This is a genomic window from Halomarina salina (genome assembly GCF_023074835.1).
In the GTDB taxonomy this organism is placed as follows: domain Archaea; phylum Halobacteriota; class Halobacteria; order Halobacteriales; family Haloarculaceae; genus Halomarina; species Halomarina salina.
The window spans coordinates 208,787-234,570 of sequence record NZ_JALLGW010000002.1; the positions used below are offsets into that span (position 1 = coordinate 208,787).

At 66.5% G+C, this 25,784-nt stretch carries 24 protein-coding genes; 8 read left to right on the forward strand and 16 right to left on the reverse strand.

Features of this window, described 5'->3' with window-relative positions:
- The first annotated feature begins 69 nt into the window (after positions 1–69).
- From MX571_RS16880 to MX571_RS16890, 3 genes are read left to right on the forward strand one after another with little or no spacing between them, the layout of a single operon-like run.
- Positions 70–255 (forward strand): DUF7331 family protein, encoded by a 186-nt coding sequence (locus MX571_RS16880; RefSeq protein ID WP_247418885.1) that lies wholly within the window; start codon positions 70–72, stop codon positions 253–255.
- A 52-nt stretch (positions 256–307) separates the two neighbouring features.
- Positions 308–628, forward strand: a complete 321-nt coding sequence (locus MX571_RS16885; protein WP_247418888.1) for a DUF7322 domain-containing protein — start codon at positions 308–310, stop codon at positions 626–628.
- Positions 629–653: 25 nt separating this feature from the next.
- Positions 654–1,112, forward strand: coding sequence for a DUF7346 family protein (locus tag MX571_RS16890; RefSeq protein ID WP_247418889.1), 459 nt, complete (start codon positions 654–656; stop codon positions 1,110–1,112).
- A gap of 9 nt (positions 1,113–1,121) precedes the next feature.
- On the opposite strand, the gene rad50 is transcribed toward MX571_RS16890, so the two are convergent.
- From rad50 to MX571_RS16910, 4 genes are all read right to left on the reverse strand, one after another.
- Positions 1,122–3,791 carry a DNA double-strand break repair ATPase Rad50 gene (gene rad50 / locus MX571_RS16895; RefSeq protein WP_247418890.1) on the reverse strand — a complete coding sequence of 890 codons (2,670 nt, stop codon included), beginning with the start codon at positions 3,789–3,791 and terminating at the stop codon, positions 1,122–1,124.
- Complete coding sequence (gene mre11, locus MX571_RS16900; RefSeq protein WP_247418891.1) at positions 3,791–5,131, reverse strand: DNA double-strand break repair protein Mre11; 1,341 nt, start codon at positions 5,129–5,131, stop codon at positions 3,791–3,793. The genes rad50 and mre11 overlap by 1 nt, the downstream gene beginning before the upstream one ends.
- 79 nt (positions 5,132–5,210) lie before the next feature.
- The gene (locus tag MX571_RS16905) at positions 5,211–5,444 is read right to left on the reverse strand and encodes a DUF7966 family protein (RefSeq protein ID WP_247418892.1); all 234 of its coding nucleotides are present in this window, start codon (positions 5,442–5,444) and stop codon (positions 5,211–5,213) included.
- Positions 5,445–5,481: 37 nt separating this feature from the next.
- Positions 5,482–5,757, reverse strand: coding sequence for a winged helix-turn-helix domain-containing protein (locus MX571_RS16910; protein WP_247418893.1), 276 nt, complete (start codon positions 5,755–5,757; stop codon positions 5,482–5,484).
- A 162-nt stretch (positions 5,758–5,919) separates the two neighbouring features.
- On the opposite strand from MX571_RS16910, the gene pan1 reads away from it, so the two are divergent.
- From pan1 to MX571_RS16935, 5 genes are all read left to right on the forward strand, one after another.
- Positions 5,920–7,134 (forward strand): proteasome-activating nucleotidase Pan1, encoded by a 1,215-nt coding sequence (gene pan1, locus MX571_RS16915; RefSeq protein WP_247418894.1) that lies wholly within the window; start codon positions 5,920–5,922, stop codon positions 7,132–7,134.
- Positions 7,135–7,426: 292 nt separating this feature from the next.
- Positions 7,427–7,852: a DUF7541 family protein gene (locus tag MX571_RS16920; RefSeq protein WP_247418895.1), complete on the forward strand. Its 426-nt coding sequence runs from the start codon at positions 7,427–7,429 to the stop codon at positions 7,850–7,852.
- Between the two features lie 42 nt (positions 7,853–7,894).
- Positions 7,895–8,260 (forward strand): DUF6684 family protein, encoded by a 366-nt coding sequence (locus MX571_RS16925; RefSeq protein WP_247418897.1) that lies wholly within the window; start codon positions 7,895–7,897, stop codon positions 8,258–8,260.
- 289 nt (positions 8,261–8,549) lie between these two features.
- Entirely contained in the window at positions 8,550–10,331 is a 1,782-nt protein-coding gene (ctaD, locus tag MX571_RS16930) for a cytochrome c oxidase subunit I (protein ID WP_247420210.1), read from the forward strand.
- 259 nt (positions 10,332–10,590) lie between these two features.
- Entirely contained in the window at positions 10,591–10,869 is a 279-nt protein-coding gene (locus MX571_RS16935; RefSeq protein ID WP_247418899.1) for a DUF7520 family protein, read from the forward strand.
- Between the two features lie 91 nt (positions 10,870–10,960).
- On the opposite strand, the gene MX571_RS16940 is transcribed toward MX571_RS16935, so the two are convergent.
- From MX571_RS16940 to MX571_RS16995, 12 genes are all read right to left on the reverse strand, one after another.
- Entirely contained in the window at positions 10,961–11,662 is a 702-nt protein-coding gene (locus tag MX571_RS16940) for a thioredoxin family protein (RefSeq protein ID WP_247418900.1), read from the reverse strand.
- Positions 11,659–12,396, reverse strand: a complete 738-nt coding sequence (locus MX571_RS16945; protein ID WP_247420214.1) for an ABC transporter ATP-binding protein — start codon at positions 12,394–12,396, stop codon at positions 11,659–11,661. Before MX571_RS16945 ends, MX571_RS16940 begins: the two co-directional genes overlap by 4 nt.
- Positions 12,397–12,479: 83 nt before the next feature.
- Positions 12,480–13,310: an ABC transporter ATP-binding protein gene (locus MX571_RS16950; protein WP_247418902.1), complete on the reverse strand. Its 831-nt coding sequence runs from the start codon at positions 13,308–13,310 to the stop codon at positions 12,480–12,482.
- A complete protein-coding gene (locus tag MX571_RS16955; protein WP_247418905.1) occupies positions 13,310–14,518 on the reverse strand; it encodes a branched-chain amino acid ABC transporter permease in 1,209 nt (402 codons plus the stop codon). Before MX571_RS16955 ends, MX571_RS16950 begins: the two co-directional genes overlap by 1 nt.
- Positions 14,515–15,498, reverse strand: coding sequence for a branched-chain amino acid ABC transporter permease (locus tag MX571_RS16960; protein ID WP_247418907.1), 984 nt, complete (start codon positions 15,496–15,498; stop codon positions 14,515–14,517). Before MX571_RS16960 ends, MX571_RS16955 begins: the two co-directional genes overlap by 4 nt.
- A gap of 86 nt (positions 15,499–15,584) precedes the next feature.
- Positions 15,585–17,000, reverse strand: coding sequence for a substrate-binding protein (locus tag MX571_RS16965; protein WP_247418908.1), 1,416 nt, complete (start codon positions 16,998–17,000; stop codon positions 15,585–15,587).
- Positions 17,001–17,247: 247 nt separating this feature from the next.
- Entirely contained in the window at positions 17,248–19,239 is a 1,992-nt protein-coding gene (acs, locus tag MX571_RS16970) for an acetate--CoA ligase (protein ID WP_247418910.1), read from the reverse strand.
- 125 nt (positions 19,240–19,364) lie between these two features.
- Positions 19,365–21,068, reverse strand: a complete 1,704-nt coding sequence (locus MX571_RS16975) for an acyl-CoA mutase large subunit family protein (RefSeq protein WP_247418911.1) — start codon at positions 21,066–21,068, stop codon at positions 19,365–19,367.
- A gap of 88 nt (positions 21,069–21,156) precedes the next feature.
- Entirely contained in the window at positions 21,157–22,017 is an 861-nt protein-coding gene (locus tag MX571_RS16980) for an ABC transporter permease (protein WP_247418914.1), read from the reverse strand.
- The gene (locus MX571_RS16985) at positions 22,014–23,018 is read right to left on the reverse strand and encodes an ABC transporter ATP-binding protein (protein ID WP_247418917.1); all 1,005 of its coding nucleotides are present in this window, start codon (positions 23,016–23,018) and stop codon (positions 22,014–22,016) included. The genes MX571_RS16980 and MX571_RS16985 overlap by 4 nt, the downstream gene beginning before the upstream one ends.
- Before the next feature lie 118 nt (positions 23,019–23,136).
- A complete protein-coding gene (locus MX571_RS16990; protein ID WP_247418927.1) occupies positions 23,137–23,931 on the reverse strand; it encodes a CBS domain-containing protein in 795 nt (264 codons plus the stop codon).
- Positions 23,932–24,216: 285 nt separating this feature from the next.
- Positions 24,217–25,707 carry a DHH family phosphoesterase gene (locus MX571_RS16995; protein WP_247418928.1) on the reverse strand — a complete coding sequence of 497 codons (1,491 nt, stop codon included), beginning with the start codon at positions 25,705–25,707 and terminating at the stop codon, positions 24,217–24,219.
- Positions 25,708–25,784: the final 77 nt, after the last annotated feature.

Sequence of the window (25,784 nt, forward strand, 5' to 3'; positions counted from 1 at the left end):
GCGGAAGTGGCGACTGTTGCTCGGGGCACAACGCATATACCATGACATGACTTAGCAAGGGGAGTGACCATGGTCGACGGAGATGTGACGTCGGAGTCGAACGCAGAGTCGGCCCGGTCTATCGAGACCGCCGAGAACGCCATCGCTGCCACCGAGTCCTACGAGGCCGACGGTGGCTGGGTCCTGTTCGACGGGGAGAACCCGCTCGCATGGATCGAGTCCGCCGTGACGGTCCGACTGGACGACGCGGCGTAACGGACATAGCGACCCTTTTTCCCGTCCCTCCCCAAGGGACTATCGTTCATCGATGTTGGAGGACGACGACGACCCGTGGCCGGACGAGCCCGAGGAGTTCGACCCGGACAGCCTCGCCCCCTCCGTCGAGGTTCCGGAGGCACCGACGGCCCCCGAGTTCTCCGACAGTAACGTCGACGAGGACGTCGCGCAGGCGTTCTGGGCGACGGTCGTCATGGCGAACGTCGCGCTGTTCGGCATCAGCGTCGGCGCGATGATCGTCTACTTTCTCGGCGACCTCCAGACGGGCGGCATGGCCATCCTCGTCGGCGTGGTCGCCGCCCTGTTCGGGTACCGATACTACGCCGGCTTCCAGCGGGACCGACAGTCCTAACGAGCGCCCGACTTTACCCGTGCTCATGCGGACGGTTCACGACGACGACGGCCGACGCTACCTCCTGCTCAAACGGTCGAGCGAGTCGTCGCTCGTCCGCGACCCGACGACCGGCGAGGAGCGGTACCTCCCGAACGACGACCTCACCGCCGACGAGGAGGACACCGACGCACTCGGACTCGCGGCGGCGGCCGTCCCGGACACGGTCAGACGCGTCCTCTCGGCCTGCCGCGACGACCGCTCGCTGGGCCTCCTCCTCGAACTCGACCGTCGCGGACCGGTCCCGGCGCGGGCGCTGATGGAGTACGACCTCTGTGAGAGCGACGTGCTCGGACTCGTCGGCGAGTTCCGCGCGGCCGGACTGGTCGTCGAGGCGGACGTGGGCGGCGAACGCGGCTACGACGTGACCGACGACGCCCGCGAGGCGCTTGCCGTCCTGCGGTCGGAGCGCACGGCGCAGTCACGCACGGGCGACGAGGGCTGAGGAACGAACTCAGTCCGCCAGCAGCGTCGCCAGTTCCCGCTCGCGGTCGACCGTCGACCGGTTCGACGTGGGGTTCTTCTCGACGTGGACGAGGTCGTCGGCCGCGCCCGCCAGTTCCTCGTCGTGGCTGACGACGACGATCTGCTCGACGCCCACGTCGCGCATCGACCCGATCAGTTCCACGAGTTTCGAGACGTGACCCGCGTCGAGGAACACCGTCGGTTCGTCGAGGATGAGCGGCGGCATCGGCGCGGCCCCCTCGATACCCTCCGCGAGCAGGCGGTAGATGGCACAGCGCAGCGAGAGGTTGAACAGCGCGCGCTCGCCGCCGGACAACTGCTCGGGGTCGAGGGGTTCGCCGTCCTTCTGGTAGACGGTGAGTTCGTAGTCGCCGTCGAGTTCGATGCGCGCGTAGGAGTCGTTCTGGTAGACGAGGTCGAACGTCTCGTTCAGTAGCGACTCGAGTTTGACGACGTTGCGCTGACGCAACTCGGCGCGGAGGTCGGCGTACATCGACTGTAGCTCCTCGGTCTCCTCGTACAGCGCGTCGAGGCGCTCGACGGTCGCAGCGAGTTCCTCGCGGCGCTCCCGGAGGTCGTCGAGCGCGTCGAGTTCGTTCTCGATGGCACCCACGTCGCTCTGGAGTTCGTCGCGTTCCTCGCGCAGGTCCGCCAGTTTCGGCTCGACGTACTCGATGAACTCCCGAGCACCGCGCAGGTTCTCCCGGTCGCCTTCGATCTGGTCTTCGTCGAACGACTCGCGGAGTTCGTCGCGGCGTTCGCGCCGCTCGCGCAGGTGCTCTCGGCGCTCGTCGTTCACGTCCGCGAGTTCCTCGCGCCGGTCGCGGAGGCGCTCTCGTTCCTCCTCGGCGTCGTCGATGTCGTCGACGAGGTCCGAGAGCCGGTCGAGCCGGGTCCGGCGCTCGCGCACCTCCGCGAGGTCGCCGTTCAACTCGCCGATGGCCTCCCGCGCGTCGACGGCTCGTTCGTCGGCAGCCTCGGCCCCGTCGCGCTTCGCTTCGGCTTCGGTCTCCAGTCGGTCGGCCTCCTCGCGGAGTTCTTCCACGCGCTCGCGCTCCCGCTCGACCGTCGCTTCGCGCTCCTCGATGAGCTGTTCGAGGTTCTCGCGGTCCGAGACGGCCTCCTCGACGGCGGCCTCCCGCTCGACGAGTTCCTCGGCTCGCTCGTACCGGTCGTCGGCTGCCTCCAGTGACTCGGTCACCTCCGTCAGTTCCGACTCCAGCGTGCTCACCTGCTCGCGGCGCTCTTCGATGCTCTCGACGTGCGGACTCCCGTCGACCGGCTGGCCGCACTCGGGACACTTCCCCTCGGCGAGGAGTTCCTCGGCCTCCTCGACGGCGGCGTTCGCGTTCTTCAGGTCGCTCTCCAGCGCCGCCTTCCGCTCGCGGAGCGTCGACCGCTCCTCGGCGACGCGTTCGCGGAACGTCTCGGCCTCGCCGAACGCGCAGGGGGCCTCCTCGAACGCCTCGCGCTTCCGCTCGGCGTCCCGTTCGAGGTCGGCGACCTGCTCGCGGCGCTCGTCGAGCGTCTCGGTCGTCTCCGCCACTTCCTCTTCGAGTTCCGTCGCCTCCTCGCGAGCGTCCGAGGCGCGGGATTCGAGGTCCTCGACGGTCTCGCGGAGCGTCTCGGCGGTGTTCGACGCTTCCTGTGCGGTGAGTCGGTGCTCTTCGAGCGACGAACGGAGGTCGTCTTCACGGTCCGCCAGTTCCTCGTCGCGTTCGTCGACGGCGTCGGCCTCCGGCGCGTCGATGTCGGTCTCCGCGAGCACCTCGTCGCGTTCCTCCTCCAGTTCGGAGACGGTCGTCCTGAGCTCCGAGAGTCTGTCCTTGGCCGTCTCGCGTTCGCGCTCTGTCTCGGCGATGGCCGACTGGAGCTCCTCGATGGTCTCCTCGACCCCCTCCAGTTCCTCGCGGCGCTCCTCGACGGCGTCGAGGCGCTCTTCGAGCGTGTCGCGCGTCGTTATCGCCTGCTCGCGTTTCGTCTCGAGGCGCTCTATCTCCGCGTCGGTCTCGGTCCGCTCGTCGAGCAGCGTCGTCCGCCGACCGTGGAGGTTCTTCGCCTCCTTCTCGGATATCTGTGCCTCGACGTCGTCCAGCGCACCGCGTTTCGTGTCTCGGACTCGACCGACGCCGACCCGCGCGTCGCTGGCTCGTTCGCGGTACTCCTCCAGCGTCCCGAGCTGGAGGAGGTCGTCGATCATGTTCTGGCGCTGGCTCGGCGAGGCGTTGATGAGCTTGTTCACCTCGCCCTGCCGGACGTACGCGCAGTTGACGAACGCGCCCGCGTCCATCCGGAGCAGGTCCTCGACGTACCCACGGACGTCGCGTGCGCCCTCGACGGGGCCGTCGGGCGTCTCCAGCAGACAGGTCGCGGTCTGGGCACGGTCGCCGGTGTAGCGGATTCGGCGCTCGACGTGGTAGCGCTCGCCACCGTGCGCGAACCAGAGTTCGACCGTCGTCTCCTCCGCGCCGATGGTGACCACCTCGTCGAGCGTCGTGTCGAGCGCCTTCGCACCGTAGAGCGCGAAGAAGCAGGCTTCGAGCAGCGAGGACTTCCCGCTCCCGTTCAGCCCGTACATGACGGTCACGCCGTCGTCGAGGTGCAGGTCGGCGTCGGCGTAGCACTTGAAGTTCTCCAGTCGGACCCGCTCGAAGCGCATCAGAAGTCACCCCACGTCGACTGGTCCTCCCCGTCGGCGTTCGCCACCGCCTCCTCGGGCGGAGTATCGGTCGGGGGAGTGTCTGTCGGGGAACTGTCGGTCGCCTCCTCGGAGTCGCGCTCGTCGTCCGGCGAATCGGAGTCGGACGTATCCTCTGGGTCGGGCGGGTCCTCGGCGGCGGACGGCTCCTCGGAGTCGGACGTGTCCCCGGCGTCGGTCTCGATGTCCGGTTCGGCACGGGCGAACGCCTCGGCGTCGTCGACGACGTCGCGAACGCGCGACTCCACCTCGGCGGTGACGTTCGAGTCGGCCACCTTGCTCGCGCGGATGGTCTCGTCGATGTCGCGGGCGGCGCGGCTCAGCCCCAGTTCGCGCACGCGCTCCCGGACCGCCTCGTCCGGGTCGGCGAACGAGACGTCGTACTCGCTGGTCGTCTCGAACTCGCGGCGGTCGGTGACGCGGGCGACCAGCGCACCACGCTCGGCGAGGAACGACTCGACGTCGGCCGGGGCGATGCGCTCGCCGTCGCCCTCGACGGTGACGATGACGACGCAGTCCTCGACGTCGTACTGCCCGGCCTGCTCGCGGACGCGCTCGACGCCCTCGCCGTCGCCGAGTTCCACGTCGACGAAGACGAACTCGCGGGTCTCGATGCCACGCCGGGAGATGCCGACGTCGCCGTCGAACTCGACGATGTTGTAGCCGCGGTCCTCCCGCTCGTCGGCGCTCGCGCGCTCGGTCGACCCGCAGTAGGTGACCCACGTGTCGGCGACCTGCGCGCGGTCGGCCTTGTGGTTGTCTCCGAGGAGGAGCGCACCGAACTCGACGGGGGAGCCCTCGACGATGTCGCGGGCGTCCCACTCGCCGAAGTCGAACGGCTGGAACAGGCCGTGAGTGACGAGGGCGGCGTGGTCGGCGTCGTGGTCCTCGAACTCGTACTCCAGCGCGTCGCGCTGGGAGCGCGGGACGAAGTCCAGCCCGTAGAACGCCGTGTTCCCGACGACGTGCGGAGAGGCGTCGAGGCGGACGGCGAGGCCGAGCGACTCGAACAGGTCGAGCCACTGCGCGTCTCGCTTCGCCTCGTGGTTGCCGACGACGGCGAGGAAGGGGACGTCGGCGGCGGCGAGCGTCCGGAGGGCATCGAGCGTCCCGAGGATGTCCTGGAGGCTCGGGCGTCGGTCGTGGAAGAGGTCGCCAGCGTGGACGACGGCGTCGACGTCGTCCGCGGCGGCGTCGTCGAGGACCCGGCGGAACGCGTCGAGGAAGTCCTCGCGACGCTCGGGTCGGTGGTACTGCTGGTACCCGATGTGGGTGTCCCCGGTGTGGATGACCCGCGTCATATCAGTCTGGCGTGTCTTTCGGTCCCGCCGGTAAATCCGTTGCGTGACCGGAGTGGAACTGGTCGGGGTCGGGTCGCCCTCACCCGAACTCGCACGCTCGCCGGTACCGTTCGAACGCGGCGAGCGCATCGTGGCCCTCGCCGCGACGGTCGACGGCCGCGCGGAGTCGCTCGACGCCACCCGAGTCCACGAACCGCGCTGCCGCTTCCAGGTCGGTACGGACGCGCACCGCCCGCTCGACGACCGACTCGTCGTCGGGGGGACCGGCCGCCAGTCGAGCGAGCGCCTGTTTCACTGCCGTCGAGTTCGTCACGGCGACGCTGGCGCGGGTTTCCTGAAGAAGGTTCGCGTCAGTCGCCGGTCGGGGTCGCCTGTTCCTCCGCGAGCGAGTAGACTCGCTTTCGAGCGTCGGTGAACGACACGCGGGCGTCCACGACGCCGATGTCCTCCAGTCGGCCGATGGCGTAGCGGACCGTCCTCGTCGGGAGGAGCGTCTCCTCTGCTAGCTGTCGTTGCGTGTGCGGGCCGTCGTACTCCAGCACTTTGACGACCAGTTTCGCGCTCGGAGGCAGTTCCCTGAGTGCCGCCTCGCGCTCGCAGGGTCCCGCCTGCTCACAGGTGCTCATACACACCACAACTGGATGCCTTGTGATAATAGTTCCTGTTTCAAAATTACCAGAGAGAATAAGACGAGTCCTAACCGAACGACGCGCAGGTGCCGACAACGACGGGGAGCGGTTCCGTGCTGAACCGAAACCTCTTATGAATGCACGTGATAGAGTGGACCAATGAGCGACACTGTTGACGACGTCGATATGCCGTACGACGACGACGCGTCACAGAACGACAAAATCGATTCCCTCCAGGAACGGCTCGAGGTACTCGAACGTCAGAACGAGGAGATGCGGGACAAGCTCCTCGACGCGAACGCCGAGAACAACAAGTTCCAGCAGAAGCTGGAGCGACTGACCCACGAGAACAAGAAGCTCAAGCAGTCGCCGCTGTTCGTCGCCACCGTCCAGGAGATCAACGACGAGGGCGTCATCATCAAACAGCACGGCAACAATCAGGAGGCGCTGACCGACGTGACGCCGGAGATGCGCGAGGACCTCGAACCCGACGCGCGCGTCGCGGTCAACAACTCCCTCTCTATCGTCAAACGTCTGGACAACGAGACGGACGTCCGCGCCCGCGTGATGCAGGTCGAGCGCAAGCCCGAGGTGAGCTACGCCGACATCGGCGGCATCGACGAACAGATCGACGAGGTCCGCGAGACCGTCGAGATGCCGCTGACCAGCCCCGAGATGTTCGACGAGGTCGGCATCGAGCCGCCGAGCGGCGTGCTCCTCTACGGCCCGCCGGGGACGGGGAAGACGATGCTCGCGAAGGCCGTCGCGAACCAGACCGACGCGACGTTCATCAAGATGGCCGGCTCCGAACTCGTCCACAAGTTCATCGGCGAGGGCGCGAAGCTGGTCCGGGACCTGTTCGAACTCGCGCGCCAGCACGAGCCGGCCGTCATCTTCATCGACGAGATCGACGCCATCGCCTCGAAGCGCACCGACTCGAAGACGTCGGGCGACGCCGAGGTCCAGCGGACGATGATGCAGCTGCTCGCCGAGATGGACGGCTTCGACGACCGCGGGCAGATCTCCATCATCGCGGCGACGAACCGCTTCGACATGCTCGACCGCGCCATCCTCCGCCCCGGCCGGTTCGACCGCCTCATCGAGGTGCCCGTCCCGAGCGCCGAGGGCCGCGAGCGCATCTTCCAGATTCACACGCGCTCGATGAAGGTCGCCGACAGCGTCGACTTCGCCGCACTCGCCGAGGCGACCGGCGAGGCGAGCGGTGCCGACATCAAGGCCGTCTGCACCGAGGCCGGGATGTTCGCCATCCGCGACGACCGGACGACCGTGGAGATGCAGGACTTCGAGAACGCCTGGGAGAAGATTCAGCAGGGCGAGGAGGACGACGACGAAGTGTCCCGTACTTTCGCGTAAAAGGACCCGAAAATCTCTGACTTTCGAGGACCACCAGGCCCGCATTGCGCGAGTCGCGCTGGTCGCGCGACACGCGCTGAAGTGCCGCTCACTCGCGTCGCTCGTTCGCTCGCGGTGACTGGACATTACCGACCACACCTGCCCTTCCCCGAGTCGCACTGCTCTCACTTCGTTCGAGCACGTGCTCCCGGCCACCGCACCGCACCCACATCGACAGCACTGCGAAACCGAGTTCCGAACCCCTCCAGCACACATCCGATGTACCTTTGAGTGGCCGTCACCTTGCTTCGATATGGACGAACAGCCCGGTGTGAGCGACGAGGTCCGACTGTCGAGTCCGTGGCCGATGTTCGTCGCCCTCGGTCTCACACTCTCGGAGGTCGGCATCGTGCTCAACCTCATCCCCATCTCGGTCGGCGGTCTGCTGCTGTTCGCCGGGAGCGTCGCTGGTATCGTTCAGGACGCTGGCTACGTCTCCCGACCGTGGAGCCTCCTCGGTACGCTCGGCGCAGTGCTCGTCGTCCTCGGCGCGATACTGGTCGTGACGCAGGTGACGCCCTCCGTCGGGGCACTCGTGGACGCCGTCGCGGCCGCCACGACACCGGACGCGAACGGTATCGTCCAGCGTGGACTCTCGGTGGTGCTCGCCGGCCTCGTCTGCCTCGTCGGCGGCGTCGTCGGTCGGGCCACCGGTCGGCGAGGCATCGAAGCCGCGTAGGGAATCAACAACCTATTTACTGCGCTCTGCGAATCGGAGGACATGGCACCGGACGTGTTCGACCGGGAGACGATGTTGGACCTGTCGGTCAACATCATCCCGCTGTTCATCATCCTGTTCTTCGTGGTCGTGTTCGCGGTGATTACGCCGTTCGGCATCAGTCTGGTCCCGACGGTCATCCAGATGGGCCTGCTCATCGTCCCGTTCGTCGGCCTCGCCATCCTCACCTACTACTCGGGGAAGGCCATCGCGGAGTCGGAAGCCGAGATCGAGGCCCGCGAACGTGAGATAACGAACGAGAACGCCGTCGACGGGTCGAGCGACGACACCAGCGAACTGACCGACGGCGAGGACGACGGTTCGACCGAGACTCCCATCACCGGGACCGAGTCGAACGACGGCAAGTAACGTCCGGCGACACCGTCTCGACGGCGACTGTCGACCCCCGTTTCTGCAACGAATCGAACCGGATAGCGCTCGCCACTTGGCGGGTTCGAAATCGTCTCTGAGAGCCTATCGGCCGCCGACTCGACGAACGGAGAATTCCGCCGCCGGCAGGTGGTCGGAACGCGAACACAACCTTTCTAATCCCCCGGTTCGGATGTGTGCTATGGAACTTTCAGGAACGTTGCTCTCTGTCACGCCAGCGCAGGGAGCGGGTATCGGCACGTCGGGCCAGTTGGCACTGACGGTCCTGATGGGGGTGTTCCTCGTCGCCGTCTTCCTCGTCGTGACACGCGCCGAGGACTGGCGGACGTACACCCCCGTCGCCGGTGGTGGCTACGGAGAGTCCGGCCACGGCGTTCGCCACAAGCCCGAGGGACTGACGCGCTGGCTGACGACGGTCGACCACAAGGACATCGGGATGCTGTACGGCCTCTACGCCATCGTGGCGTTCGTCTGGGCGGGTCTCGCAGTGCTCCTGATGCGGACCGAACTGCTGACGCCGGACGGGCTCTTCCTCAGCGCCGCGACGTACAACGGCCTGCTGACGAGTCACGGCATCACGATGCTGTTCCTCTTCGGGACACCCATCATCGCCGCGTTCTCGAACTACTTCGTCCCGCTGCTCATCGGCGCCGACGACATGGCGTTCCCGCGCATCAACGCCATCGCCTTCTGGCTCCTCCCGCCGGGTGCGCTGCTCATCTGGGCCGGCTTTCTGGTCCCCGGACTGGCACCGGCGCAGACGTCGTGGACGATGTACACGCCCCTGTCGGTCGAACAGGTCGGCTTCGGGGCGGACCTCATGATTCTCGGCCTCCACCTGACCGGCGTCTCCGCGACGCTCGGGTCGATCAACTTCATCGTCACCATCTTCACCGAACGCGGGGAGGAGGTCAACTGGGCGAACCTCGACATCTTCTCGTGGACCATCCTCACGCAGTCGGGGCTCATCCTGTTCGCGTTCCCGCTGCTCGGGAGCGCGCTCATCATGCTCCTGCTCGACCGGAACTTCGGGACGGCGTTCTTCGCCGTCGACGGAGGGTCGCCGATCCTCTGGCAACACCTGTTCTGGTTCTTCGGCCATCCCGAGGTGTACATCCTCGTGCTCCCGCCGATGGGGATCGTCAGCTACGTCCTCCCGCGCTTCGCGGGCCGGAAGCTGTTCGGGTTCAAGTTCGTCGTCTACTCGACGCTCGCCATCGGCGTCCTCTCGTTCGGGGTCTGGGCCCACCACATGTTCTCGACGGGCATCGACCCGCGCATCCGGGCCTCGTTCATGGCCGTCTCGATGGCCATCGCCATACCATCGGCCGTGAAGACGTTCAACTGGATCACGACGATGTGGAACGGGAACCTGCGCCTCACCGCGCCGATGCTGTTCTGTATCGGGTTCATCAGTAACTTCATCATCGGTGGCGTGACGGGCGTCTTCCTCGCCGCCATCCCCATCGACCTCGTGCTCCACGACACGTACTACGTCGTGGGTCACTTCCACTACATCGTCATGGGAGCCATCGCGTTCGCCGGGTTCGCGGGTCTCTACTACTGGTACCCCATCTTCACCGGACGGATGTACCAGCGGAGCCTCGCCAAGTGGCACTTCTGGACCTCGATGGTCGGGACGAACCTGACGTTCTTCGCCATGCTCCTGCTGGGGTACAACGAGATGCCCCGCCGCTACGCGACGTACTCCTTCGACGCCGCCATCGCACCGCTGGAGACGGTGACGCTGCTCCACCAAGCGGCCACCCTCGGCGCGTTCATCATCGCGTTCGGCCAGATCATCTGGATCGTCAACTTCGTCCAGTCGTGGTACGAGGGGCCGGTCGTCGACGGCGACCCGTGGGACCTGCGCGAGACGTCGCTGTACGGCCGCGAGTTCGAGTGGCACCACCGTCGCCTCCAGACCGCCGTCACGGACGGTGGCGAGGAGGACGAGGAGGTCGCGACCGACGGTGGCGTCGACGCGGACGCCGACGTCACCTCCCAGAAGTCCGAGTCCGACGTCGGAGACGCGGACACCGACGAGTAGCGACCCGCTGTTCTGACCTGTTTTCGAGGTTTCGGTCGTTCGTCAAGTAACGAGCGGTTGTCGTCTGAGCGGAAGCGATACGACCCGACGAACGCGGCGCGTGCTCAGACGATGGTGTTGAGGACGAGGACGATACCCGTCACGAACATCAAGACCACGACGGCGACGAGGACGAACAACAGCAGTTCCTTCTCCTCCATGGAACGGGTTGGAGCGGGCGAGTCAAAAGCGTAATCGTGTGGCCGTCCGTAGGGAGAATGTGAGCAGTTCCGTCAGACAGCTACGAGGTCGCTGGTTCGTCCTCACGCTGTACGTGGTCGTCGTCGCCATCGCCGGACTGATGGGTGCACTCATCGCGTGGTTCCGGCCGAACCCCGAGCAACTCGACCCGGAACTGTTCGGCGTCATTCAGCTCCCGTCGAACGCGCTCGGGATGGCGCTGTACGGGTCGGTGACGCTCGCGGTGCTGTTCGGTGTCCTCATCGGTGCCATCGTCTTCGTCTCGAAGCGCTACGACGACGACGCCGTCAGTCGGTAGCACCGACACGCAACAGGCGGGCTCGCCGACAGGCCGACGCGTCGCTTCGAGCGGTTGACTGGAACGAAAATGAGAGCGCTCGCGGAGTTGTTCAGCCGCCGAGGCTCTCGTACGCTTCTGCGACCTGGTCCGCGGTGAACCGCCCCTGAAGCGTCTCGACGTGCTCCCCGTCCTCGAACAGCAGGAGCGACGGCGCGGCGTTCACGTCGTACGCACTGCGGAACGCCGTCACCGATTCGCCGTCGACACCGCCGACCGCAACCTCGTCGGGGATAGCCGCGAGGACGTCGTCGAGGTCGCGTTTGACCGCCTTGCACGGCGCGCAGTGACGCCGCCACACCGTGATGGCCGCGCGGTCGTTCGTCGAGACGAACGCCTCGTACGTCTCGTCGTCGAGGGAGTCGACGGCGGGCGGAATCGGACTCTCGGGGGCGATGTCGCCGACCATCGTCGCCATCCGGGCGAGTTCGCCCGTCGAGTACGACCCGTCGAGTTCGGACTGGACGGCGAGGTACGTGACGAGCATCTCGCGGGTGACGCCCTCCTCTTCGATTCGCTCGGCGGCCGCCTCGGGCGGGAGGTCGAACACGTCGCTCACCGCCCGCTGGAAGTCCTCGTCCGTCGACGTCGCGTACGAGTCGTGGTAGATGTCGTGCGTCGACTCGAACGACTCGCTCGTCGCCAGCCGTCCGTCGGGTCGCTCGACGAGGACGCCGCCGTCGACGAGCGCATCGAGCAGTCGCTCGGAGTCCGCGGCGGGCGTCGATTCCGCCGTGGCGTCGTCCCCGCTCATACGCCGAGGTACCGCTGCCGGGTGTCTTCGTCCTCCCGAAGTTCGTCTGCGGTCCCGTCGAACACGACCGACCCCTGGTCGACGACGTAACACCGGTCGGCGATGTTCATCGCCGCGATGGCGTTCTGCTCGACCAGCAGGACGGTCGTTCCGTCCTCGCGGATGCGCTCGATGGCGGCCTCGACCCCCTCGATGATCTGGGGGGCGAGCCCCTCGTACGGTTCGTCGAGCATCAGCAGGTCGGGGTTCTGCTTGAGCGCACGGGCGATGGCGAGCATCTGCTGTTCGCCGCCCGAGAGCGTCCCGCCCTTCTGGGAGAGGCGCTCGCGCAGGCGCGGGAACACCTCGTAGATGTCCTCGTTGGCCATCTGGTCGCGGCCGAACGAGACGTTCCGTCCGAGGACGTTCGAACGGTTCCTGACGACCTCGGCGATGTGGATGTTCTCCTCGACGGTGAGGTCGGGGAAGACCCGTCGCTCCTCGGGCACCAGCGAGATGCCCCGGACGGCGACGTCCTCGGTCGCCATGTGCGTAATCTCCTGGCCGTGGAACCGGATGGTCCCCGAGCGGACGTCGGGTTCCTCGGTGCTGGCGATGGAACGGAGCGTCGTCGTCTTTCCCGCGCCGTTCCGGCCGAGCAGTGCACATATCTCGCCCTCCTCGACGTGCAGCGAGAGGTCACGCAAGATGTGACTCTCGCCGTAGTAGGCGTCGACGCTGTCGACCTCCAGCAACCGCTCGCCACCGGTCGCGTGTCCGGTGGCGTCCGCGGACTGCTGATCCGTGGCGTCGGTCGCAGAGCCGTCCTCCGGGTGGCTCACTGCTCGACACCTCCGAGGTACGCGTCCTGCACGTCGGGGTTCTCGCGTATCTCCTCGGGCGGTCCCTCGGCGATGACGCTCCCTCGATTGAGGACGATGATACGGTCGGAGACGCGGAACACGATCTCCATGTCGTGTTCGACGAGCAGGAACGTCAGTCCACGCTCCTCTTTGACCTCTTCGATGAGGTCGACCGTCGAGTGGGTCTCCTCGGGCGACATGCCAGCGGTCGGTTCGTCCATCAGGAGCATGTCGGGGTCCGCCGCCAGCGCGATGCCGATCTCGAGGCGACGTTTGTCACCGTACGGCAGGTCCTCGGCGGCGTTCTCGCGCTGGTCCCACAGTCCGACGGAGTCCAGCGTCTCGCGTGCGACCTCCTCGACCTCCGGGTAGCGGTTCCGGTGGCGCAGGAAGTTGAACCGGAACGAGCCGTGTTCGGCCGCCAGCGCCGCGATACGTGCGTTCTGCCGGACGGTGAGCGTTGGGAAGATCGAGGCCGTCTGGAAGGACTTGCTCATCCCTCGCTGGACGACCTCGTTGGGCGACAGGCCGAGAATCGACTGGCCTTTGAACCGGATGTCGCCCGCGGTCGGGTCCAGCCGACGGGTGATGAGGTTGATGATGGTCGACTTCCCGGCCCCGTTGGGGCCGATGAGGCTGACCCGTTCGCCCTGCTCGATGCTGATGTCCACGTCGTCGGTGGCGGTCAGACCACCGAACCGCTTGACGAGCCCCTCGGTCTGGAGCAGTGGCCCGTCGACGACGTCGGTGTCGGACCGTGTCGTCTCGCTGTCGGTCGTCTCGCTGTCGGTGTCGCTCGTCGCCATCACCGACCACCTCCGAAGCGGTTGCCGATACGGCTACCGATGGACTTGAGGCCGCCCCAGACGCCGCCCCGTGGGATGAACACGACCACGGCGACGAACAGCAGTCCGAGGATGAGGTGCCAGTACGGTGCGGGACTCATCCACTCGGGCAGGACGACCGCCTGCGCACCGGGGATGACCTTGTCGATCTGGACGAACAGCACGACCTCGCGCATCCCCTGGACGATGTTGGCGATGTAGAGGTAGAGCGCCGCGCCGATGGGGCCGCCGAACAGCGACCCGACGCCGCCGATGACGCTCATGATGACGACCTCGCCGCTGGACGTCCAGAACAGCGACTCGACCGGGACGCGCGCCTGCTGGATGGCGAACAGCGACCCGGCGAGCCCCGAGATGGCACCCGACAGGACGAACGCCATCAGCTTATAGCGCCAGACGTTCAGTCCGACGAACTCGGCGCGCTGCTCGTTCTCGCGGATAGCGCGGAACACCATCCCGTACGGCGAGTTGAGCACGCGGTACGCGAACGCGACGGTGATGATCATCGCGATGCCGATGAGCGTGTACATCCACGTGTCGACGAACATCGTGATGACCGGAATCCCCTCACCGAGCGGGATGAACCCGAGCAGCGGTTCGATGGTCGTCCCACCGATGCCGAGTCCGTTCTCCCCGCTGGTCCAGTCCGAGAGCGGCTGGAGCGCGATGTAGAACAGCATCTGCCCGAACGCCAGCGTGAGGATGGCGAAGTAGATGCCACCCCGGCGCAGGGAGAGGAAGCCGAGCACCCACGCCAGCAGCACGGCGAAGGTCGTCCCCACGAGTATCATCGCGATGGGCGACCCCGAGACGTGGATGGCGAAGATACCGGCCGCGTACGCCCCGCCGCCCCAGAAGGCGGCGTGGCCGAACGACAGCAGGCCGGTGTAGCCGTGCAGGAGGTCGAAGCCGATGACGAAGATCCCCCAGATGAGGATGAGTTCGGCCAGCGACTGGTACCCCTGTAACGCGGTACTGATGACCGGCGCGCGTCCCTCGACGAAGAGGTACGGGAACAGGAGCACGGCGATGGCCGTCGCGACGATGACGAACGACTCGCGCTGACGGACCGACCGCCAGCGCTCGATGAGGTCGCCGCCTGCGACCTGGCTTCGCTCGTCGGAGACGGAACTCGTGTCGTTGCCGACCGGCTGTGGGTCGTCGCTCATACTGCCACCTCCTCACCGAGCAGGCCCTGTGGCCGCACCAGCAGGACGACGGCCGCGAGCGCGTAGATACCGACCTGCGACCACTGCGAGAAGCCGAACTGGACGAGTCCGGCCTGTATCAACCCGAACGCCAGTCCACCGAGGACGGCGCCTCGTATCGACCCGACTCCTCCGACGACGACGGTCAGGAACGCGGGCACCAGGATGGTTCCGCCGTAGTCGGGGTTGAACTGCACGAGCGGTCCGCCGACGAGGCCCGCGACGCCGGCCAGCGCCGCACCGATGCCGAACACGACGAGGTACGGTCGCGAGAGTTTCACGCCGAGCAGTTCGACCATCTCCGGGTCGACGGTCCCCGCACGCACGGTCAGTCCGAAGTCGGTGTACTCGATGAGCACGAAGACGATGCCGACGAGGATGGCCGTGAGCAGGATGACGACGATACGCCACGTCGAGACGGCGTTCACCCCGAGTGCCTGCAGTGCGTCGCCGAGTACCGGGATGCCGGTCGCCGACCCCCGCGCCCACGGTGGCTGTGCGATGCTACGACTCTGCCCACCGAACAGCACGCGAAACGTCTCCGCGAGGATGAGCGCGATTCCGTACGTCAGCAGTATCTGGTCGGTGTCCGGTCGGTCGTAGAACGGTTTCGCGATGAAGCGCTCCATCACCACGCCGATGACGAAGACGACCAGCGGGACGACGACCAGTGCTGCGAGGTAGCCGAGGCCGAGTCCCGGACTGGCGAACCCCCACTCCGCGAGTTTCCCACTGAAGGTGGGCGTACCCGCGACGATCAGTCCCAGGTATGCGCCGATGAGGTATAGCGCGCCGTGTGCGAAGTTGACGAACTTCAGCGTACCGAGGATGATCGAGAGACCGACGGCGAGCAGGATGTAGATGGCTCCCGCCTGGAGCCCGTTGATGAGCAGACGAGCGATCTGTGTACTGGTCTGGAGGGCGACGACCGACAGTGTCACAGTGCGTCCCCCCAGCGATTGTCTTGCGAGTGTAAGTTATCGTGATCCATGAACGTCGAATATGATGTAGTAGGTAGACGATACGCCTACTCGTCGCCGTACGGACCGAGGTCGCACTCCGCGGCCGGACCCTCGTCGCAGCCGTACCAGAGGTCGTCTCGGCTGGTGATGTTGACGATCTCGAAGTAGTTGCCCGAGGACTGCTCGCTGCCGGGGAGCCCACGGACGACCGGCACGTCGCGGATCGCCTGGTGGTCGCACTTGCGCATCGTCTCCGCACCCATCCCGATGTTTTCGTATTCGTAATCCTCCAGTTGCTTGATAACCTCGGGTGGGTAAAACGTTCCGGCCCGTTCGACGGCCGCCGCGTACTGCAGCGTCTGTGCGTACGCGAGCTGCGCCGGACCGGACGGCACCCGGTCGTACTCGTCCTGGAACGCCTGCAGGAACTCCTGGGACGGCGTGTTGTCGATCTGGGAGTCCCAGGCGACGGTTCCGAACACGCCGGAGATGGCGTCACCGGCCGAGTCCGCCATCGGGCGGTTGTACAGTGGAACGAGCAGCGTCATCTCGTCTTTCAGCCCCGCGTTCACCGCCTGCTGGAGCGAGGTCGCCCCGTCCAGGCCGTAGTGGTTCAGGATGAGGACGTCAGCGTCCGAACTCGCCGCCTCCGAGAGGAACGACGAGTAGTCGTCCGTCCCGAGCGGCGTCGGGACGCTGTCGACCTGCTCCCAGTTGGCGATCTCGGGGAGGAACTTGTTCATCGACTCCTGCTGGGTCTGTCCCCAGGAGTAGTCGGCGTAGAGCTGGTAGAACTTGAGCCCTTCACCGTACTCGTCCCTCACGACGGGGGCCAGTGCCTGCCCGGTCGCGTAGGCGTTGAACATCTCGCGGAACCCGTACCGACGACACTCGTTACCGGTCGTGTCGTTGGAGTGGGTGAGACAGCACATGAACAGCACCTTGTTGTCCTGTGCCACCTGTTGCTGAGCGATGGCGGTCGCACTCGACGACCCGCCGGAGAACATGATGACGCCGTCACGGTCGACCATCCGGTTGGCCGACTGGGTCGCCTGATCCGCGTCGGTCGCGGTGTCCCCCTCGACGGAGTCGATCTCGTACCCGAGCACGCCGTCGCCCGAGAGGTCGTCGAACTGGGAGTCGACCCAGCCACCACCTTCGTTGAGGTGTTTCATCGCGAGGTTGTACGCGCGCAGCTCGTCTTCCCCTTCCGAGGAGTACGGACCGGTCGTCGGAACGTTGAAGCCGAACGTCGCGGCGTCACCTTCGATGGGGTAGTTCCCCAGCGAGGGGTAGTCGTCCCCACCGCCACCGCCGGAGCCGTTGTTGGAACCGTTGCCGTCGCCACCGCCACCACCGCCGCCACCGCCGCCGGTGTCTTCGGTAGTGCATCCTGCCAGACCCACGAGGCCTGCTGTACCTGCCGCACCTGCGCCTTTCAGCACGTCACGGCGCGTCGGGCTGTTGTTACCGGGTGCCATGCTATCTGATAGCTGTACTGAACAGCATTAACTGTTATGATGATTACTGAGGTTAAACGTTAACCGAGTTTCCGACCCCGTCAGGCAATTTTGGTTCTAACCAGTACATTGATAACCGGTGAAAGATTCCGGCTTCGTCCGAAGACGCTCGTCGGTCGATGGAAACCGGTCTATCAGGCCTTCTAACCCCTAAACAGACGTATCGCAACTCGTGAAAATAAGTCTGAGAAGAAACCGGAGTGGCGTTTCAGTCCGCCTGCAACTGGTCTCGGATACGTTCGGGGACCGACGGGTCGCGCAGCGTCGTCGTGTCGCCGAGGTCCTTGTCGTTCGAGATGTTCTCCAACAGGCGACGCATGATCTTCCCGGAGCGGGTCTTCGGCAGGTCGTCGACGAACACGATGTTCGCCGGTCGGGCGAACTTCCCGATCTCGTCCTCGACCGCACCGACGATGCGGTCGCGGACGGCTTCGGACTCCTCGACGCCCTCCCGGAGGATGACGTAGACGTCCGGCACCTCCCCTTTCTCCGAGTGGTCCCGGGAGACGACCGCGGCTTCGGCGACGTCCTCGACCTCCGCGACGGCCGATTCGAGCTCCATCGTCCCGAGGCGGTGGCCGGCGACGTTCATCACGTCGTCGAGGCGACCGAGGATCCGGAAGTAGCCGTCGCGTTCGTGGACAGCGCCGTCACCGGCCTTGTAGTTCCAGTCGGCCATGTCGTCGCTGTCGGTGTCCGAGAAGTCCTCCCAGTACTCCGAGATGAACCGTTCGTCGTTACCGTACACCGTCTGGAGCATCCCGGGCCACGGCTTCTTGATGATGAGGTTCCCGGCCTGCCCGGTCGCCGGCTCGATCTCCTCGCCGTCGTCGTCGAGCAGCGCCGGCTCGATGCCCGGTGCGGGGAGCCCCGCACTGCCTGGCTTCATGTCGTTCAGCGCGGGCAGGTTCGTGATGAGGTGCCCGCCCGTCTCGGTCTGCCACCAGGTGTCGACGATGACCGCGTCCTCGTCGCCGATGTGCTGGTAGTACCAGAGCCACGCCTCGGGCTGGATGGGCTCGCCGACGGTCGTCATGTGGCGGAAGTCGAAGTCGTAGCCCTCGATGTACTCGGGGCCCCACTTCATGAACTGCCGAACGGCCGTCGGTGAAGTGTGGAAGATGTCGACGTCGTACTTCTCCGCTATCTCCCAGGTGCGACTCTTGTGCGGGTGGTCCGGTGCGCCCTCGTACATCACGCTCGTCGTCCCGAGCGCCAGCGGGCCGTAGACGATGTAGCTGTGGCCGGTGATCCACCCGATGTCGGCCGCACACCAGTAGGTGTCCTCGGGCTTGATGTCGAGGACGTACTTCGAGGTGCCCGCGGCGTACGAGAGGTAGCCGCCGGTCCGGTGCTGACAGCCCTTCGGTTCACCGGTCGTCCCGGAGGTGTACATCAGGAACAGCGGGTCCTCCGCGTCGCGTGCGACCGGGTCGACGGGCTCGCGGCGGTGGTCCTCCAGCAGGTCGGCGACCATCGTGTAGTCGTCGCTCACCGACACCGAATCGTGGGGCTCGTCGTGACGCGACCAGACGAGTACCTCGGGGTCGCGCTCGGTCTCCTCGACCGCCTGGTCGGCCTTCTCGACGTGGTCGAGGAACTCGCCGCGACGGTAGTAGCCGTCGATAGTGACGACGTAGTCGGACTCGGCGCTGTTGACGCGCTCGGCGAGTGCGCTCGCGGAGAAGCCAGCGAACACCACCGAGTGCGGTGCGCCGAGACGGGCACACGCGAGCATCGTGACGGGCAACGCGGGTACCATCGGCAGGTGGAGCGTGACGACGTCGTCCTCCTCGACGCCCATCGACTGCAGCGCCGCCGCCATCTCGTTGACCTGGCGGTAGAGGTCCTGGTAGGTGATGTTGCGCTGTTCGCCGTCCTCACCCTCCCAGAGCAGCGCCGTCTGGTTCTTCCGCTCGTCGAGGTGTCGGTCGACGCAGTTGTAGGACGCGTTCAGCGTCCCCCCGGTGAACCAGCCGTAGAACGGGGGGTTCGAGGCGTCGAGCACCTGGTCCCAGTCCTCGTCCCAGTCCAGCAGGTTGGCGTACTCCTCGAACCCCTCGGGGAACTCGTCGAACCGGTCGTACACGTCCGGGTCGGAGACGTTCGCCTGACCGACGAACTCCGACGGCGGCCGGAAGTACTCCTGTTCGCGTAGCCGTGCCTCGAGTTGTTCCTCACTTCCGTCCGAATCGTTCATAAACTACTGTCACCGTTACCACTGTTTCTGCCCTGCCTAATAGCGTTAACCCGACCAGCAAAAAGTGGAGAGGGGCGTACGACTCATGGTCGTCGAGCCGCGAGTGTGTTCGGAGAACCGAGAACTCAGGCCAGTCCGACGGTCTCGGTGTAGCTGCCGTGTTCGGCCTCGAACACCTGCATCACCTCGCCCATCGTCGCGTACGCCTTCACGGCGTCGACGACGTACGGCATCGTGTTCTCGTCGTCGCGAATCGCCTCTCGGAGGGCGTCGAGCGTCGCTTCGACCTCGTCGTCGTCGCGTTCTTCCTTGACCCGTTCGAGTCGTTCGAGCTGGACCTCGCGCACCTCGTCCGAGACGTGGAGCAGGTCGGTGTCGTCGGCCTCGCCGTCGCTCGTGTACTTGTTGACCCCGACGACCGTCTCCTTGCCCTCGTCGACGCGGCGCTGGTACTCGAACGCCGAATCCTGAATCTCCCGGTGGAAGTAGCCCTCCTGGATGCCCGTGAAGATGCCCTCCAGGATGGAGCCGTCGCCCATCTCCTCGATCTCCTCGAGGTACGCCATCACTTCGGCTTCCATCTCGTCGGTGAGCGCCTCGACGGCGTAGCTCCCGCCCATCGGGTCGACGGTGTCCGCGAGGCCGGACTCCTCCGCGATGATCTGCTGGGTCCGCAGAGCGATGCGGACCGCCTCCTCGCTGGGCAGCGCCAGCGCCTCGTCGTAGCTATTGGTGTGGAGACTCTGGGTGCCGCCCATGACGGCGGCGGCCGCCTGCAACGTGACGCGGATGACGTTGTTGAGCGGTTGCTGAGCCGTCAGCGACTGTCCAGCCGTCTGGGTGTGGAACTTCAGACGCTTCGACTCGGGCTTCTCGGCGTCGAACCGCTCGTCCATCACGCGCGAGTAGATGCGCCGCGCGGCGCGGAACTTCGCCACCTCCTCCAGCACGGAGTTGTGCGAGTTGAAGAAAAACGAAAAGAGTGGCGCGACCTCGTCGATGTCCAGCCCGCGGTCGAGCGCCGCTTCCGCATAGGCGAAGCCATCGGCGAGCGTGAACGCGAGCTCCTGGGCCGCGGTCGACCCGGCCTCACGGATGTGGTAGCCCGAGATGGACACCGGGTGGATGCGCGGCGTCTCCTCGACGGCGAACTCGATGGTGTCCGTGACGACGTCGACGGATGGCTCCGGGGGCACGACCCACTCTTTCTGCGCGATGAACTCCTTGAGCATGTCGTTCTGGAGGGTGCCCCGAATCTCGTCGCGGGGAACGCCCTGCTGGTCGGCCAGGGCGACGTACATCGCGTAGATGACGTTCGCGCTCGGGTTGATGGTGAAGCTCGTCGACACCTCGCCGATGTCGATGCCGTCGAACAGCACCTCCATGTCCGCGAGCGTGTCGACGGCGACTCCCTCCTTGCCGACCTCGCCGAGGCTCATCGGGTCGTCCGAGTCCAGACCCATCAGGCTGGGCATGTCGAACGCCGTCGAGAGTCCGGTCTGGCCCTCGTCGATGAGGTAGTGGAACCGCTCGTTGGTCTCCTCGGCCGTCCCGAACCCGGCGAACTGGCGCATCGTCCACGTCCGACCGCGGTACATCGTCGGGTAGGGGCCGCGCGTGTACGGCTCCTCGCCGGGGAAGCCCAGGTCCTCGTCGTAGTCCTGTTCGGCGACGTCCTCCGGAGTGTACAGCCGGTCGACCTCGTGGTTCGAGACGGTGGCGAACCGCTCTTTGCGCTCGCCGTAAGCGTCGAGTACCGGGTCGAGCGTCTCCTCAGCCCACTCTTCTCGGCCCTCGCGAATCGCGCGAAGGTCGTCCTCGTCGAACATAATCGGCGTTCGATGCCGCGGAGCAAGAAGGTTCGCACGTAGCGCGGCAGGACTCGGCACCGAACCTCACCGGCAGGACGGCGGCGAGTCAGTAGTGACCCAGCACGCCCCGACGACGAGCGACGGTACTCGCCCGCAGGAAGGCGAGGTAGCCGACCACGAGGTAGCCGACGCCGGTCCCGACGAGGATGGCGAGGTCCGTGGCCGAGAACTGCCAGAGGTGGACGCCGTCGGCCATCGCGCGCTGGAGCAGGTGACTGCCCTGCGCCAGCGGGAGGTACGGGACGACCGGCGAGACGGACACCGGCGCGGCGATGAGCCCGATGAGCACGAACTGAACGAGCTGGAACATGCTCTCGATGCGCTTGTAGACGAGCGCCAGCCCGCCGAAGACGAACCCGATGCCGACGACCGGCGCGAGCGTCAACGCGACGAGTGGCACGACCGTCAGCGGGTCGAGCGAGAGCGTCTCGCCGGTCGTCAGGAGCATCGACGCCAGGATGAGCACCCCCCACGTCAGCGCCTCGACGACGTTGACGAACGTCCGCACCGCCATCACCGTCCCGAACCCGTACGGCGACATGTACAGCTGTTCGAGCGTCCCCCACTGTGCCTCGCGCATCACGGCCCACGAGAGACCGCCGTAGGCGGCGATTGACATGCTCCAGAGCATGTAGCCGACGATGAGGCCCTCGATGGAGTCGGTGATAGCCGCTCCGGCGAGCGCCTGCCCGCCGAAGAACAGCACCGCGAAGAACAGGTAGAGCGTGACGAGTTGCGACACCGTGTTGACCGGGTAGCGCCGCAACAGCAGGTACTTCTTGTACGCCACGGCCCGGACGAGCGTCCACAGGCCCGCGCGCTCGTCGCTCGCGGTGGGAGCCGTGTCGTCCGTCGAGCGCTCGCTAGCCGGTGTCGACCGACCGTCCGTCTCCGTCGGCGCGCTCATCGTTCCCCGCCGACGAGTTCGAGGAACGCGCCTTCGAGGTCCAGCGCCGTCGGTTCGACGCGGTCAGGGGTCGCCCCCGCCGCCCGCAGGTCGTCCATCAGGTCGTACATGGCCGTGCCGTCGGGCAGCGTCACCTCGAAGCGGACCTGCCCGCCGACCGTCGTCCAGTCGGCCACGTCGTAGCGCTCGTCCAGTCGGTCGCGGGCGTCCGACGGGAGGCCCGAGACCGTCAGTCGGTACGCCTGCGTCCCGAACGCCTCGACGAGGTTCTCGACGGTGTCGTCGGCCGCGACGCGCCCGTCGACCATCACGACGACCCGGTCACACACCGCCTGGACCACGTCCATGTCGTGACTCGACAGCACGACCGTCATCGAGTCCTCCTCGGCGAGCCGGCGGAGCTCTCGCCGGAGTTCGACCGCGCTCTCGACGTCGAGCCCCAGCGTCGGTTCGTCGAGGAACGCCACGTCCACGTCGCGCGCGAGCGTGCACGCGAGAGAGACCTTCTGCTTCATCCCCCGCGAGAGGTCGTTGACCGGCGTGTCGGCCTTCTCCCCGAGGTGCAACTGGTCGAGCAGTTCGTCGTGACGCTCCCTGACGTCAGCCGGTCGCCGCCCGCCGAGGCTGGCGAAGAACTCCAGGTTCTCCCGGACGGTGAGTCGCCAGTAGACGTTGCGCGCCCCCTCCAGCATCGCGCCGACGTGCGCGTACGCCGCCGTCGGGTCGCCGTGGACGTCGACCCCTGCGATGGACACCGACCCGCTGGTCGGGACGACGAGTCCGAGCATCGATTTGAGTGTCGTGGTCTTCCCGGCCCCGTTCGGTCCGAGGACGCCGACGACGGTGCCCGGTTCGACATCGAACGAGAGGTCGTCGACGGCCCGGACCGTCTCGTCGCCGTCGCCGTACGTCTTCGTCAGCCCTCGCACCGACACTGCCGGGGGCGGGTCGTCGGTCGCAGCGTCGTCGTTGCGGTCGGGGACCGTCACCGCGTCGCTCATAGAGAGAGTGGCGTGGGGAGGGGGAAAGGCGTTTCCAGAAACAGGTTCCTACTCCAGAGTCGACACGAGCAGCGAGCGCCACTGCGAGTCCTCGAAGAACTCCGCAACAGTCCGCCGGTCAGTCCCGCTGGAGTCGCTTGGTCGTCTCCACCAGCGGGTGGTGGGCGTAGTCGACCTCCTGGATATCGTCGATGCTGTGGAGATTCGCCTTCTGGGCCGTCTCGGCCATCCCGAGTTCGACCGGCCGGTCGAGGACGATGACGTAGGCGTCCATCTCGGGTATCTCCTGGCGGTGGGCCGCCTTCACACGGTGGTGGCCGTCGGCGAGCAACAGGTCTCGGCCGCCGTTGTCGATGACGACGAGCGGTTCCGCGAGGCCGTTCTCCAGTTCGTACTTCCGCCCCTCCAGTTCGTCTGTGTACACCTTCGACTGCGTCGGGCGGAGTTCGTCGAGCGCGACCGTCCGGCGCTCCTGGTGCATCCCGACGGAGTGGATGTTCCGGAGCGTCTGCATCAGTTTGTCCACCTTGCCGGGCGTCGCGCGCTCGATCTGGGAGCGCACCACGTCGGCGTTCGAGATGATGCCGACGAGGTTGCCCGCGTCGTCGACGACCGGGAGCTTCTGGATACCCGACCGGAGGATGACGCGCGCGGTGTCGTTGATGGCCATGTCCGGGTGGGCGACGATGAGGTCGTCGTTCATCACCTTGAACATCGGTTCGTCGTCCTCGGCGAGCAGGAGGTCCCTGGCCGCGATGAACCCGTGGACGCGTCGGCCGTCACAGACCGGGAACCCGCTGTGTTCGTCGCTCTCGGCGATGCGGCGTTTCACGTCCGCGACCGTCTCGTCGACGTCGACGGTGACGACGTCCCGAGTCATGTAGTCCTTGACGCGAAGCTTCTGCTCGCCCATTGACTGTGCAAGGGCGACTCCGAGCAAAAGCCTCCCGGTCGAACGGGTCGTCTCGCTCAGGCCTCGCTACTCCACCACGGCTCGTTACACTCGCCGTTCGGGTTCCCGAGATTCTCGTTCACTCGCTTCCGCTCGTTCACTCCGAATCTCACTACTCCTCGCGGGTCGTTTCACTTCCCGCTCGGGTTCTCCGAGACGCTCACGCCGTCCGCGTCTCGCTACTCCTCACGGCTCCCCGCGGTCGCCGCTCGGATTTTCCGAGGCCTTCGCTTCGCTCAGGCCTCGCTACTCCTCGTCCGCACCGACGGGTAACTCCTCGACGCCGCTGTCGTAGAGGTCGACGAAGTCCCAGTTCGGTCGCGAGCGGAGCGTCTCGAAGAACCGGTCGGTGACGACGTCCTGGATGACCGACGAGAGGTCCGCGTCGGCGTCCTCTTCGACCGTCCCGAGGAGTCCCAGCGGAATCTGTGCCCCCGCCATGTCGGCGTGGCCGCCAGCCTCGCCGATCTGTGAGAACGCCTCGCGGAGCGTCTCGCCGACGTCGAGGTCCGTCCCTCGCGTCCGGGCGGACATGTAGATGGTGCCGTCCTTGAAGCCGTAGACGAGCGTCGTCGTCACGTCCCGCAGGTCGAGCAGTCGGTCGGCGGACTGCGCCAGCGCGTCGCGGGCGTGGAGTCGGCCGACGCACGACGTGAGCACCTCGCCCCGGACGTCCCGGTTCTTGATGGCCCGACCGACGGTCTCCAGCGTGTCGACGCTGATGGAGGGCGACTCGACGCGTTCGAGCGTCGCCGTGTCGGCGTACGGCAGCAGGAACGACGCCGCGGTGTAGTCGTCGACGCTCACCTCGCGGCGGAAGTCCTTCGTGTCGATGCGGATGCCGTACAGGAGACCGGTCGCGACCGGTCGGGACGGTTCGACGTCGAGGCGGCGGAGGTAGTCGGTGAGCAGCGTGCTCGTCGCGCCGATGTCGCTCCGCAGGTTGACGAACCGCGCCTCGATGGGTTCGCGTGGCGGGTGGTGGTCGACGACGATGTCGACGGGCGTGTCGGACGGCAACTGGTCGTTGACGCCCGGGCGCGAGTGGTCGACGAGCGCGAACCCGGCGAACCGCGAGAGGTCCTCGTCCGAGTCGAGGTTGGTGAGGTCGTACTCCAGCAGGTTGACGAGCGCGAGGTTCTCCTGGTGAGATATCTCGCCGTAGTAGCACGGCTCGGCCGGACAGCCCGCGTTCTCGGCGATCTGGGCGAGTGCGCAGGCGCTGGCGATGGCGTCCGGGTCGGGGTTGTCGTGCATCACGACCGCGAGCGGCCCGTCCAGGTCGCGGACGATACGGTGGAGCTGTCTGAGCCGGAGCCCGCCGCGACCGGCGGCCTGGAGGATGCGCTGGGGGACGATGTCGGCCGGGTCGACGACGCGGTCGGCGAGGGCGGCGAGGGTCGCACGCTGCTCGTCGGTGCTGTCGCGGCCCACGTACGCGACGACCGTCGCCCGTGGGTAGAGGTCCCGAGCCGTCTCGACCGCCTGCTCGTTTCGCTGGGGGTCGTCTCCGGCGACGACGACGCTGGAGACGGTCGGGACGTCCTCCGTCTTCACCTCCTCGACGACGTCCGGGTCGTCGTAGGCACCGAGTTCCGCGGGGACGTTCTCGCCGCGGAGCGAGTCGACACGGCCCTCGTCGCCCGTGATGACGTGGATGTCGCCGGGCGTCTTGCGCAGCCTCTCGATGAGAGCGTGCCCGAGAGACCCACAGCCCAGGACGAGCCGGGTGTTCATGTCGCGTCGAACGCTCTCCGGGGGGAAAGCTTCACCGCCTACGGTCGCGTGGTTCGGAAATCGAGAAGACAGTCGAG